This is a genomic window from Litchfieldella qijiaojingensis (assembly GCF_014651875.1).
Classification (GTDB): Bacteria; Pseudomonadota; Gammaproteobacteria; order Pseudomonadales; family Halomonadaceae; genus Litchfieldella; species Litchfieldella qijiaojingensis.
Genome location: NZ_BMXS01000037.1, coordinates 1 through 13,781, shown reverse-complemented (window position 1 = coordinate 13,781; position 13,781 = coordinate 1). Strand labels below are relative to the sequence as shown.

The following is a 13,781-nucleotide window of genomic DNA, read 5'->3' as shown; positions in this document are numbered from 1 at the left end:
GAATTATGCGTCTACCAGAGTCTGAACAATACGTTCTGCAGCCTTGCCGCCACCGTAGAGTTGATGGCTATCCTTCACATCACGACCAAAGTGTCTCTCTGCTGCTTGTACAATTCGCTCCTGCTCCGCTCCCACTAATTCGTTTGCACCAACATTAATTAACTCTACCCACTCAGTTTGATCGCGAAGTGTGACGCAAGCCTTGCCGAAGAAAAAGGCTTCTTTCTGCACGCCACCGCTATCAGTAAGTACCAAACCACAGTGGTTAAGCAACCAGATCATTTCGAAATAACCTACAGGGTCAATCACAGTGACGTCTAGGGAAAGCCCAGCCTTCTCAATCGCTCCCCGAGTGCGGGGATGAAGCGGCAACACAATCGGTGCCACATGCTGATGCACATGGTTCAATGCATTAACAATCGACGTCAACCGCTGTAGGTCATCAGTATTTTCGGCCCGATGCAACGTGGTGAGAATAAAATTTTCCGAAAAATCTAGTCCAACCGGTGTTGCGGTACGCTCAGCAAAGAATAAAGCTGCATCTTGCATAACGTCGCCAACCTGGAGTATCCGCATAGGCTTATGTGTGAAACCCTCACGCTGCAGATTGCTTATTGCAGTCTCCGTTGGGCAGAACAACAGATCACTGATCTGGTCAGTAAGAATACGATTGATCTCTTCAGGCATACGCATATTGAAGCTACGCAAGCCTGCTTCAACGTGTGCCACTGGAACATGCAGCTTGGCTGCTGCCAACGCACCCGCCAAGGTAGAGTTGGTATCGCCATAGACCATGACCCGATCCGGTTTCTCCGCCTGAATTACCTCTTCTATCTCCGCCAACATCCGACCAGTCATTACACCATGTGGACCACCATGGATATCCAGTTGCACATTGGGTTTGGGGATACCGAGCTGTTCAAAGAATACCTTCGACATATTGGCATCGAAATGCTGGCCGGTATGCAGCAGTATTTCTTCGATGCCTTCCATTTCCTGAATTGCTTTGGAAACAACACTGGCCTTGATGAATTGTGGGCGTGCGCCAATGATAGTTAGTAATCGTGTCATACGTTTAGAGTATCCTTGTAAAAACCGATCAAAGTTTTGCTCTCACGTTCCCAGTTGTATATTTCTTCTACCGCTTGACGACCACGACGGCCCATGGCCTCTGCCTCTTCTGGGTTAGCCAGCAGCCAATCGATGGCCTCAGCAATTACCTTCGGATCCAATGGATCAACCAACAGTCCACAGCCTGCACCCTCAACAATCCTGCGCCATAACGGAAAGTCTGAAGCAATGACCGGTAATCCGGCAGCCATATACTCGAACATCTTGTTGGGCTGGGCATCTACATGATTCGGAGCTGGATGAAACAGCACTAATCCCGCTCGAACCTGACTCAACAGTACCGACACTGTATTGCGTTCCGCCCAACCGTGGGCAATAACACGCTCCCACCCCGTGATCTGCTTAACCTCCAACTCTAACTGCCGAGGTGTAAAGCTACCTGCCAACTGTAAGCGCACTGCTTGCTCAGGAGCAAAATACTCAAGTGCTTGCACCATCTCCTTTGCCCCGCGCATAGCAGTAATTCCCCCCACATAAGCAACATGTGTGGGCCGTGCTGTGTACTCGACAGGCTCCGATGCTACCAACTCGGCAAGAATAGGGAAGTTCTGAACAGTCACAGTCTTGTGGGCGGGAAACCGCCGACTGATGGTTGGTGTTGCCGTGACGATACCGTCAAAGGCACGCGATGCAACCCATTCAATTGTTTGAATAGCCCAAGACACCGGCCGGCGCAACCAAGGAGAAATCCAGTGTTTGCCGAGAATCTGGCGTGGCAAGTCCTCATGTACGTCGTAGATCACTTTGACACCGGAAAGCTTAAGCAATAGGCCAGCGGGGATAAGTTCCGGGTCGTGGAAATGTGCCACGTCTGGCTTGGCACGCCGTACCGCTCGATATATTCGCCATACCCCTTTTGTCATGCGGGAAATACGCCCACCAGAAGGAACTCCTGTGTCGATAACATGTACGTTGGCAGATGAATCCAAGGCATTACCTTGGCCATCCTGAACGTAGAGATACACCGGTTCATCGAAGTAGTGTGCAAGAGAGGCAGCTTGCTTTACTCGAATCCGGATGTCATTTCGTGAATGGACAGTAGTGAAGTGAATGACAGACATCAATTTACCTTCAGTGCTAACTACAAGCTGTTATGACTGCGCGGCATAGCAACGCTTTTATTTCTTCGGGGGCTGCACCGGAAAGACAACAACAAAAGAATGGCGATCAACAAGCCATGTGTCAACATGACTGTGAACAAGTCAGAAGAAATCAACACACTCCTAAGTGGCACCACTGTGATAGCTAAGGCAAACCAATTAGGAACCTTGTTCGCCGATGCAACATCGATAAAACGAATAACTAGACCAAGGATAACGGAATAAGACAAGATACCCAGTACACCTGCATGAGCATAACCACTAGAGACATATCCATTATTAGCGTGGGAGCCAGACCCATTATACTCACCAATCACTTTCGAAACGTTATTCTCATAGGGATACTCCAGAAAATTAGCCAGAAAAGAATTACTCCACCAAACAAATTGATGACTATCAAAAAAATTAAAATAATCATAAGTCAATACTGCCGGCACAAAAAAAACTCGGCGTATAAACATGGAACCCACTAAAATATTATCCAATACGAAGTACGAAAGAAGCGACAGGGTGACTGCTGACACAAAGATTAGGGGCACCACAATCAAACTTGTAGTCTTACGAAAATAAAACCAAATTCCAAAAATAATAAACGGATAAAAGAGCAATGATTTATGTGCCGCCACTCCGTAAAAAAAGACTTGCACCCCGAAGAAAATCAAGAATAATCCAAAGTATCGTTTGTAAAGCGCCCACGCCAACGAAAACAATGAGAAAACCTGATAGACCCAGCTATTTACATAGCTTAGCAAGCCAACGTTAGCCAGCTCCGCACTTGCTTCCCGATAATTATAAACCTCTGTCACGTTCAGATTGAAATAACGAACCGCCCCAGACATCCAGTACCAGACAACCAGAAATGCTACCATGCATATCGAAACTCCCGCGCCAAGGATCGGACCTTCTCGTAAAATCGGCAAGGCAGGAACTTTTACTACCCCCGGCCGGGTCAGAAGATAAATAGCTAGCAAAGACAACTCGGTGGCGAGGACAGGAAAGGCATAACTCGCCGTTAAACCGTAATAACTTGTTAATGGCGCTAGTATGGCCAGTGCAGCCATGACCAGAAAATAATCACTAATCCGCTTCAAATGATGGGGAGTCAAAACAAGAAAACCAAAATAAAGCAGCCATGACATGGTATAAGAAAAAAGATCAACATTCATCTCATATCCCATATGGGAAAAGACCGGCATCACAAAATAGATATAGGAAAAGTCCAGAAGCACTCTAAAAAACAGGCATAGAGGAATAAAAAAAACTCGAGACACAACTTGATCAGTGATATTCATACCTTTTTCTTAGCTCCCCAGCAGAATAGCACTATGCAAAAACAATAGTGAAACTCCGCCAATTTTCTGCTTACACTACCCATTGAGTTTAAATAATGCAACAAGTCAATTACCACCGATCGTCTTTTTCTCTTGGGCACTCAACACGGACAGAATAACCGCAATGTACAACGCATAAAACATCGCGCCTGACAGAGCAAAAACTTCAATGACCCAGGTTTCGGCGAGTTGGAGAGTTAAGAATACCGCCGCCACTCTGAGCACCAAGCCGAACGCCTGCAACAACATTGCCGCAAGCTGATTGTCCGTAACATGCAGTACCATGGAGATAGGCGATGCGATGAATTGCAATACGAACCACGGCGTCATCCAGGCTACCGCTACACCTGCGCGCAGCCACTCCTCACCGAATACGTAGGGAAATACCAAAGGAGAAGCGATACCTACAGCGACAAGTGGTGCGCCCCCCATCTTAAGAAGGGTCAACATGTTTCTGCGGGTAAACTGGGTAAGCGTTCCCGACCTTAGTTTGGATGGTGCCTCGGCCAGATACACTTGCGCTACAGAACTTCCTACCAAGCCCATAGGAAGCCCCATGACTTTCATAGCAAGCAACAAGAAGCCCGCCTCTGGTCCGGCAGCCATGGCAGCGATGATAATGATGGGGACTTGGATACCTGCAGTGTTGAATAGTGCTTCAGGTACTGAATAAATAGGAAAGCGATTATAGTGTCTCGCATTGCGTCTAACACCACCCCACCTGACCTTGGTAAAGATGGTCCGATCTTCCCTCCACATTGACCGTGCCAGACCGATTATACCAAGGCCTCCATAAATCATATGCCCAAAAATAAGCCCAAAAGGCGATGGCGATATCGCGCCAAACCCAAGTTGGGCCCCCGCACCACCAGTTGCACGGCTCATGCGGGTTTTGGTGATAATCCCAAAACGTTTCTTGCGGGATGCCCAGTATTGAAAAGCACTATAAACTGAGGCCATAAAGACGCCCAGAGGGACCATCCAAAGATATGTCTCCATGTATGGCTGGCCCAGTAGTGTTGCTGTGCCTGTTGGATCAACCAGCACGGGTATAGCTAGGATCACACTAGAGCCAAGTGCCGCAAGAAGCGACAGTGCGACAAGGTTTATCGCATCACCATCATCCTCTGGCAGGGGAATAGCAATGTTAAACCGTAAGCAGGAAATTACTGTGAACAGGCTCAGCAGCGACATATATACGGCCAGCAGACTGAAATCGGCAGGTGTATACATCCGCGTCAGAATAGGCAGCGCCAGAGCCGCCAGACCTTGTGCAAAAACGGTTCCCCCTGTCAAGATCCCAACATTGCGAACGAATCGGCTTTTGGGGATGAACCGTGCCAGCCTTTGGCCTGCCACTATTTCACTTCCTTTTGTAATGCCCCAACAATTTGCTCCTGAGCCAGAGTCGATAGGTATGGGTGCATGGGCAACGAGATCACCTCGTTGGCGGCCTTGTCCCCTTCCTCCAAACTCACGGCAGTATCTGCAACTGCTAGTTGCTGATTGAGCGGTATTGGATAATGTACAACGGTGGGAATTCCCGCCTCCTTGAGTATTGCCTGCACCTGCTCACGGTTTTCCACGCGAACAGTGTATTGAGCCCAAGCACTGATATTGTAGTTTTCTACTCGAGGCGTGGTGATAATACCTGCATCATTGAGCTGTATCGTGTAGCTTTCCGCAACTTGCTGACGTTTTTCCAATTCATCCGGAAAGATATCTAGCTTGGGCAACAAAATTGCGGCCTGCAGCGTGTCCAGGCGACTATTCACGCCGACACGAATATGGTGATAACGACGGTCCTGCCCATGGCGGGCGATCTGGCGGAGCGTAGTAGCGAGTTCGTCATCGTTGGTGAAGATGGCACCACCGTCGCCATAGCAGCCCAACGGTTTGCTGGGGAAGAAACTGGTTGTGGCGATGGTGCTGAGATTGCAGGACTTGCGGCCCTTGTAAGTGGCACCAAAGCTCTGGGCGCCATCCTCGATCACCGGAATGCCATGCTTTTCGGCGATGGAATTGATGGCATCGAAGTCCGCACACTGGCCATAGAGCGAGACGGGGATAATTGCCTTGGTACGTGGCGTAATTGCCGCTTCCAGCTTAGTGGGGTCGAGGTTGTAGGTCCGTGGGTCAATATCCACGTATACCGGTTTGGCACCTAGCACCGCGACAGTTTCCGCTGTTGCGATGTAAGTGAACCCAGGAGTGATCACCTCGTCGCCAGGGCCAATGCCCAATGCCATCTGGGCGATCTGTAGCGCATCGGTGCCATTGGCGCAGGTGATGCAATATTTCGCCCCGGTGTAAGCCGCCAGTTTCTCTTCCAGCTCCGCGACTTCGGGGCCGAGGATATACTTGCCGTGTGCCAGCACACGCTGGATGCCGGCATCAATCTTGTCTTTGATGCGTGATTGCTGTGCGGCTAAGTCGATGAATTGCATGCTAAAATCCTTATTTTCTACTAAAGAACATGGAACGACACAGAAGAACAAACTATTTTTAAAATTCCGTGGATTCTGTGGCGTTCAGTTCTTGGTTACCTTATTTCCATCCAGCACGTAGCGCTCGCCGGAATGTTGGCAAACGACTTCACCCTGCCCTGCCAACGGAAGATCAAGTTGCTCACCATACTCACTCATCCAGCCGATTTGCTTGGCGGGCACACCAACCATCAACGCATAGGCCGGCACATCCTTATTGATCACTGCGCCGGCGCCGATAAAGGCGTATTCGCCAATGGTCACGCCACATACGATGGTACAGTTGGCCCCCAGGGTGGCGCCCTTCTTCACCAAGGTATTGCGGAATTCGCTCTTGCGCTCAATCAACGAACGGGGATTGTAGACGTTGGTGAACACCATGCTAGGACCACAGAACACACCCTCTTCAAGCGTTACGTTGTCGTAGACCGACACGTTGTTCTGCACTTTACAGTAATCGCCGATCACCACCTTGTTGCCGACAAAAACATTCTGACCAAGTGACACTCCTTTGCCGATGCGTGCACCGGAACATACATGCACAAAGTGCCAGACACGAGAACCTTCACCAATCTGGGCACCCTCATCAACGATAGCGCTTTCGTGCTTTTGATAATTCATAGCTTCACCAAATTCAATCAATATGAAAATCACAAATCGTTATAACGTAAAATCGCACTGAATTTCATATTCACTCAAAGCAAAAAAACTTTCAACAAGGGTGCCAAATACTTTGAACCTGCCACGCTAAGGTGGTCATCGTCTGCGTACAAAAGAATGTTATCTCGCACTGGCCAACATCGGTCAGTGTTACATATCAGTGGCTCTGGATCAATCACAGTTAATGAAGTTTCGTCAGCCAGTTTCTGAACAGCTTCACGATACTCACCCATTCTTTCTTGATAGTCCTCATACAGTACAGAACACCCTGTATTTTTTGTAAAGCTGAAAGGACGTCCAAGACAATCTCTAGCAGGAACTCCAATTTCTGGCACTTGCATAAAGTAGAAAACCTTCTTCCCTGCAGAAAAAAGTCGCTCCACAGTCTTTTCCAAGCCAGAAATAAATACATTTAGAGGAATCTCATTTCCAACTTTACCAGAATCCAAATAGAAACTAATAGGTGGCGAATTGCCATTTTCTGCTGGACCATATCCTTCACCAGTTATATAGATCGGCCCTCTTGTTACCACCACCACCTTTTCAATATGAGACTGTTGCTCTACATATCTAAGAATGTTTTCTATTTGGCTCGGACAATCAGCACGCCTAGACCCTTTTCCTGTAAAAGTCCCCTGCAAAGTAGGACACCCAGAGTTCGCCAATAGCAGGACATTATAGCCTCCCTTCGAGGCCTCTTCTGCTACGCCTGGAAAAAGGGCATGGGCATGCGAGTCACCTATCAGAGCAATGGTATGTGAGTGACCTCCCGAAAAACGACAATAAACTGGTGGATGATCCCCTTCAAAGCGCTGGGTGCATGCATCATCCTGGGCGGGCATACGTTTCATCTGCGCCTCCGCCTCAGCTAGATACGTAACCTGTGGTCGGTAAGGGAGCCCATTTAGGGAGTAAACAGAAAAAGCGACAAAGAACAGACAACTTGAGACACCGGCCAGAAAGATAACTTTTTTGGTGGCGAAACCATCCTTTCTAAAAGGACGTTCAACGAACTGATAGGTACCCCATGCAAGTGGGATTGATAAACCAGCAGCCAGCCAAACAAGCCACTGAGGTGGACTGCCGGACTCGACAATCCTAACATAGGATATTAATGGCCAGTGCCATAAATATATAGGATAACTAATAAGACCAACAACCACCAAACCTTTAATTGCTAACAGACCATTAACCTTAGTATTCATTGCACCCGCATCAATCAGAAGGACAGCCCCTAAGACTGGCACCAATGTCATGAAGCCAGGATGCTGCATTTCACTATCAAAGATAGTAAAAGAGGAAACTAACAATAGCAGCCCAATCAAGCCTTTCACTTCGGCTGTTTTTTTCTCTCTCAATACAGGCAGTGCGGTCTTCAAATAAATTTTATGTAAGTGATAATATGCCAGACACACTCCTGACAACAACTCCCAAAACCTGGAAAAGGGATGATAGTATAGTGCACTTGGCTCTCTACTATGGAGGCTCAATGCAAATAGAAAGCTTGAAATCCATAAGCCCCCAATCCAATATGGCATTTTTATTTTCTGAATCTTTAAAAGCACAAGAATAACAAATGGCCAAGCAATGTAAAATTGTTCTTCAACGGATAGAGACCACAAATGCAGCAACGGCTTTGCATCTGTGACAACATCAAAATATCCAGCTTCATCAATTAACTGAAAGTTAAGAATGAATATCACCGCATGGTAAGCATGCTCCCCAAGCTTTTGATATTCTGAAGGAAATAGGACAAAACCACCTATAATAAGTGATGCTAACAAAACGACACTCAAAGCTGGGAAAAGTCGCCTAATTCGCCGAATATAGAACCTTGTAAGCTGAAACTCTCCCGCTGCCAACTCTCGTAATAAGATCAGTGTAATCAAGTAACCGGAGATCACAAAAAACACATCCACTCCCAGAAAACCACCTGGCAGTAGATTACGATCTACATGGAAAATCAACACACCGAGGACAGCAACCGCGCGTAGTCCATCGATGTCAGGTCGATAAATTAACTTCTTATTCATTATGCAGATTATGATACTCGGAAAAGGCTCAGATAGAGCCGCAGTTTAGGTCAAAAGATAGCTTCTTATAAACGGCTTTACTAATCTGGGCGCCATCATTGATGATGGCGCTGTCTTTCACCTATTAGCTTTGGATTTGCCTACTCATTTCAGCACATTCATGAGAAATGGATGATATTCACCCGAGAGCCCCAGAGGGCTAGCGTTACGAATCGTGGCCACGGTTTCGATCGCCACGCGGTTCTCTTCCAGGCCGAAGCCACGGCCAGCCAGTATTTCCTCGTAACTGCGGGTGTGAAGGTCGGTGAAGCCACCGGAGAACTCGATCTCATCCCCATCCACGGTAATCGAACGGTAGGTGCGCTGACCGTCGGCACGGGCAGGCGCCGGTACATCGCTCACATCCACTGAGAGGAACCACCGCACGCGGGCATTGGCGTATTCCAGATAGCCGGCTGCCTTGGTGGGCGAGCTGTAATGGACCTGATTGTCCTGCAACTCTCCGAAGATGAAATGCAGCATGTCATAGAAGTGCACCCCGATATTGGTCGCGATGCCGCCTGACTTCTTCTCGTCGCCTTTCCAACTCTGCAGGTACCAATGGCCGCGGGAGGTGATATACGACAGGTCGACTTCGTACTTGGTATCTTTCGGGGACGATTGCACCTTGTCACGCAGTGCAATGATCGATGGGTGTACCCGCAGTTGCAGAATGGTATTGACCTTACGCCCCGTGTCCTCCTCGATATCCAGTAACCCATCGATATTCCAAGGGTTCAGGACCAGCGGCTTCTCGCAGATAGCATCCGCGCCAGAGCGCAGTGCGAAACGCATATGGGAGTCATGCAGGTAGTTCGGCGAGCAGATGGAAACGTAATCCACTTGCTTGCTGTGGTTGCTGCGATGAAGCTTGTCGACATGGCGATCGAAGCGTTCGAATTCCGTGAAGAAGTCAGCATCGGGAAAATAGCTGTCGATGATGCCCACAGAATCGTTGGGATCCAATGCCGCCACCAAATCGTTACCTGTTGCATGGATGGCTTTCATATGCCGGGGGGCGATGTAACCGGCGGCGCCGATAAGGGCAAAGTTTTTCATACACTCTCCATTTCTCTGCCACGGAAGAACACGATTTTTTGGCCACGGAAGAACACGATTTTTTGGCCACGGAATCCACGGAAAAACACGGAAAAATAATAATAAATCTTTTAAAATTCCGTGTCTTTCCGTGTTCTTCAGTGGCCTATATTCTTCTTAGGCCAGTTCTCATTCGTATCCGAGGTCAGGCTTTGATGATATGGTCGACGGCTTCACGATAGACACCACGGCTATCGACGATCAGGCGTGCATGAGCCTTGATCAGCTCGTAATCGAAACGATCATGATCCGTGGCCAGTACTACGGCATCGAATTGCGCCAGGCTTTCTGCGGTGAATGCCACACTGGATAGGTTAAAGTGGTGCTCACGCATCTTGGGGAATACCGGCACATGAGGGTCGCTATAAGCGATCTTCGCCCCCTTCGCTTGAATCAGCTCCATGATCTCGACCGATGGTGACTCACGCATGTCGTCGACGTTTTTCTTGTAAGCAATGCCTAACACCAGCACCTTGCTACCCTTCAGCGCCTTGCCATGCTGATTCAGGCCATCCATCAGCTTACCCACCACATATTCGGGCATGCCGCGGTTCACTTCGCCCGAAAGCTCGATGAAGCGGGTGTGGAGACCATATTCCCGTGCCTTCCAGGTCAGGTAGAAGGGATCGATCGGGATGCAGTGTCCCCCCAGCCCCGGCCCAGGGTAGTAGGGCGTGAAGCCAAACGGCTTGGTGGCGGCGGCGTCCACCACCTCGAAAATATCGATGCCCATGCGGTCGGCCACAATCTTCATTTCGTTGACCAGGCCGATGTTGACAGCGCGGTGGATGTTCTCCAACAGCTTGGTCATTTCTGCCGCTTTGGTGGAACTCAACGGTACCATCTGGTCGATCGCCTGTTCGTAGAGGGCCACCCCTACTTCAAGACACGCCGGCGTGTGGCCACCCACCACCTTGGGGATGGTCCGTGTCTCAAAAGTAGGATTGCCTGGATCTTCACGTTCCGGCGAATAGATCAGGAAGAGATTCTCGCCAACGACAAGCCCCCCTTCCTGCACACGTGGCAGCAACTCTTCCTCGGTGGTGCCCGGGTAGGTCGTGCTTTCCAGCGAGACCACCTGCCCTTCGCGTAGATGCGGCTTGATGGCATCGGTGGTGTTGACCACGAAGCTCATGTCGGGCTCGCGGTACTTGTTCAGCGGCGTAGGCACGCAGAGGATGACCGCATCCACTTCGGCCACACGGCTGAAATCCGTGGTCGCTTCAAAGCCTGTCTGAGTGGCTTTGGCCACTTTGTCCGAAGGGATATGCTCGATATAGCTGTTGCCGGCATTCAGCTTATCGACCTTTTCCTGGTCGATGTCGATACCCAAAACCCGAAAGCCGATATCGTTATAGCGAAGCATCAGTGGCAGGCCGACATACCCCAGGCCCACGATTCCTACCACGGCCTCTTTCGTTTTGAGTCTTTCAATCAGTTTACGACGTGAACTTTCCATTTAGGGTTTTACCCACTATCAGATGTATTTAACCAAATGAGTCACCAACTCGCTTAGGCTCAACTCAGCCGTGCTGACTTTCACTTCCGCATTACGCGGCACTTCATAAGGGCTATTGATGCCAGTGAAATCCTTGATCTTGCCTTCACGTGCCTTTTGATACAGGCCTTTGGGATCTCGCTGTTCGCAGATATCCAGCGGCGTATCGACATGTACCTCGATGAAGTCGCCTTCCTTGAAAAGCTTGCGGGCATTGTCGCGATCAGCGCGGAACGGTGAGATAAAGGCGGTGATCACGATAATGCCTGCATCGGCGAACAGCTTGGCGATTTCACCCACACGGCGGATGTTTTCGGTACGGTCGGCCTCGCTCATGCCCAGGTCCTTGCACAACCCATGGCGGATATTGTCGCCATCCAGCAGCATGGTGTGATAACCACGCCGGTTGAGTTCGACTTCCAGGGCATTCGCCAGGCTAGACTTGCCGGATCCAGAAAGGCCCGTAAACCAGATGCACTTACCGGTATGGCCCTTGATCTGCGCACGCATGGCTGGCGTGACACTGCTACGGTTCCATACCACCTCGGCCTTGCTGTCATGGTCGCGATATTCGTAGGGAACCTCGGTTTCCAGTAGCTGGTGGATCATCCCCGCCCCCACCGTGACGTTGGTCAGGCGGTCGATGACGATGAAGCTGCCGGTGCCCGGGCTCTTGCGGTAGTCGTCCAGCGGCACCAACTCGGTCAATTCCACCCGGCAACGACCAATGGCATTGAGATCCAGGTGATCCGCCTTGCGATGCTCCAGGGTGTTGATATCGACCTGGTAGTCGATGGCAGTTATCTGCCCCGCCAAGTCGCGCGTGGCCAGCTTGAAGTCGTAGAGCCTGTCGGTTTCCATCGCGGTGTCATGCATCCAGACGATGTCGGCTTCGAAGACGTTGGACAGTGGCACCTCGGCCTCGGCCTCGACCAGCCAGTCGCCACGCGAGATATCGAGCTCATCTTCCAGCGTCACGGTGATCGCCTGGCCCGGATAGGCGACCTCGAGGTCGCCGTCGAAGGTGACGATGCGCTCGACCGTCGAGACCTTGCCCGACGGCAGCGCCTTGACCTTTTGGCCCGGGCGCAGGATGCCGGCGGCCAGGGTGCCGCAGTAGCCACGGAAGTCGAGGTTCGGCCGGTTGACGTACTGCACCGGCAGGCGCAGGTCGCTGAGGTTCTGGTCGTGGGTCACCTCCACCGTCTCCAGCAGCTCGAGCAGTGCCGGGCCCTCATACCACGGTGTACGGTCACTCTGGTTGACCACGTTGTCGCCCTCCAGCGCCGAAATCGGCACGAAGCGGATGTCGCGGGCACCGAGCTTCTCGGCAAAGGCCCGGTAGTCGGCGACGATCTCGNCAGGTCGGCGATGAAGCTGTGCCGCCGGGTCTGGGTCTGCACCCCGTAGCGCGCGTCGATCAGGATGATCGCCAGGCTCGCCGTCGAGGCGCCGGTGGCCATGTTGCGGGTGTACTGCTCGTGCCCCGGGGTGTCGGCGATGATGAACTTGCGCTTGTCGGTGGAGAAGAAGCGGTAGGCGACGTCGATGGTGATGCCCTGCTCGCGCTCGGACTGCAAGCCGTCGACCAGCAGCGCCAGGTCCACGGCATCGCCGGTGGTGCCACTGGTCTTCGACGCCTGGGTGATCGCGGCGAGCTGGTCCTCGTAGATCATCTTGGAGTCGTGCAGCAGCCGCCCGATCAACGTCGACTTGCCGTCGTCGACACTGCCGCAGGTGATGAAGCGCAGCAGGTCTTTTTGCTCGTGTTCACGCAAGTAGCTTTCGATATCGTCCGCAATGAGGGCTGATTGATGTGACATAGGGCGCTCCTAAGCTGAAAGATATAAGAGGGAAGAAGGAAGAAAAATCAACCGGTTACTCAAAGCTCTCTTGCACACGATATGTTCCGTCGTAAGTTGCCTGACGACGTATCAGTCCCGTTAGCATGGCGGAAATCTCTTTCGTTTCGGATACCCATTGGCGTCCTTTATCACGATCGATATAGCCGATTTCTGTCCCGATGTAGATTTGGGTACGCAGTTCCGCACAAGAGCCCTTGGCAATGTACAGAAACTTGACGCGATCCTTGGAAGTCGGCCTGACCATGCCTTCGGCGATATTGCTAGGAATCGACAATCCCGAACGGGTAATCTGATCCTTGAAGCCGAAATCCCGGGAGTCGGCAAAACGCTGGTAGAGCTGCGCAGATAAACGCGCCGAACGCTTCCAGACGTCCAGTTTCTCGAAATCCATTTCTCTTCCTTCTTCCCTCTTTCTTCTCGGGTCTTCTGAGCCTTCGGCTCAGAAGTACCCCTCGCGCTTCTTCTTCTCCATCGATCCCGCCTGATCGTGGTCGATGGCCCGCCCCGAGCGCTCGCTGGTGCGCGTCAGCAGCATCTCCT

Annotated in this window: 11 protein-coding genes and 2 pseudogenes; all 13 read right to left on the bottom strand. The window is 50.8% G+C overall.

Annotated elements, in window-relative coordinates:
* Positions 1–3: 3 nt before the first annotated feature.
* Entirely contained in the window at positions 4–1,071 is a 1,068-nt protein-coding gene (gene wecB / locus IE093_RS21130) for a non-hydrolyzing UDP-N-acetylglucosamine 2-epimerase (RefSeq protein ID WP_189472725.1), read from the bottom strand.
* Positions 1,068–2,192, bottom strand: a complete 1,125-nt coding sequence (locus IE093_RS21125) for a glycosyltransferase family 4 protein (RefSeq protein WP_189472723.1) — start codon at positions 2,190–2,192, stop codon at positions 1,068–1,070. The genes wecB and IE093_RS21125 overlap by 4 nt, the downstream gene beginning before the upstream one ends.
* A gap of 20 nt (positions 2,193–2,212) precedes the next feature.
* Complete coding sequence (locus IE093_RS21120; RefSeq protein WP_189472721.1) at positions 2,213–3,523, bottom strand: hypothetical protein; 1,311 nt, start codon at positions 3,521–3,523, stop codon at positions 2,213–2,215.
* A 105-nt stretch (positions 3,524–3,628) separates the two neighbouring features.
* Positions 3,629–4,921: a lipopolysaccharide biosynthesis protein gene (locus tag IE093_RS21115; protein ID WP_189472719.1), complete on the bottom strand. Its 1,293-nt coding sequence runs from the start codon at positions 4,919–4,921 to the stop codon at positions 3,629–3,631.
* Entirely contained in the window at positions 4,921–6,009 is a 1,089-nt protein-coding gene (locus IE093_RS21110) for a DegT/DnrJ/EryC1/StrS family aminotransferase (protein ID WP_189472717.1), read from the bottom strand. The genes IE093_RS21115 and IE093_RS21110 overlap by 1 nt, the downstream gene beginning before the upstream one ends.
* An 84-nt stretch (positions 6,010–6,093) precedes the next feature.
* A complete protein-coding gene (gene wbpD, locus IE093_RS21105; protein ID WP_189472714.1) occupies positions 6,094–6,669 on the bottom strand; it encodes a UDP-2-acetamido-3-amino-2,3-dideoxy-D-glucuronate N-acetyltransferase in 576 nt (191 codons plus the stop codon).
* A gap of 74 nt (positions 6,670–6,743) precedes the next feature.
* A complete protein-coding gene (locus IE093_RS21100; protein WP_189472713.1) occupies positions 6,744–8,741 on the bottom strand; it encodes an acyltransferase family protein in 1,998 nt (665 codons plus the stop codon).
* A gap of 144 nt (positions 8,742–8,885) precedes the next feature.
* Positions 8,886–9,839, bottom strand: a complete 954-nt coding sequence (locus tag IE093_RS21095; RefSeq protein WP_189472711.1) for a Gfo/Idh/MocA family oxidoreductase — start codon at positions 9,837–9,839, stop codon at positions 8,886–8,888.
* A gap of 184 nt (positions 9,840–10,023) precedes the next feature.
* Positions 10,024–11,337 carry a UDP-N-acetyl-D-glucosamine 6-dehydrogenase gene (gene wbpA / locus IE093_RS21090; RefSeq protein ID WP_189472708.1) on the bottom strand — a complete coding sequence of 438 codons (1,314 nt, stop codon included), beginning with the start codon at positions 11,335–11,337 and terminating at the stop codon, positions 10,024–10,026.
* Positions 11,338–11,355: 18 nt separating this feature from the next.
* Positions 11,356–11,985: an adenylyl-sulfate kinase gene (gene cysC, locus IE093_RS22565; RefSeq protein WP_422731008.1), complete on the bottom strand. Its 630-nt coding sequence runs from the start codon at positions 11,983–11,985 to the stop codon at positions 11,356–11,358.
* Positions 11,980–13,199: pseudogene (locus IE093_RS21085) on the bottom strand (sulfate adenylyltransferase subunit 1); the annotation flags it as partial. The pseudogene IE093_RS21085 and the gene cysC, both read right to left, overlap by 6 nt.
* A 55-nt stretch (positions 13,200–13,254) precedes the next feature.
* Positions 13,255–13,632, bottom strand: coding sequence for a four helix bundle protein (locus tag IE093_RS21080; protein WP_189472706.1), 378 nt, complete (start codon positions 13,630–13,632; stop codon positions 13,255–13,257).
* A 48-nt stretch (positions 13,633–13,680) separates the two neighbouring features.
* A pseudogene (locus IE093_RS21075) lies at positions 13,681–13,781 on the bottom strand (sulfate adenylyltransferase subunit CysD); the annotation flags it as partial.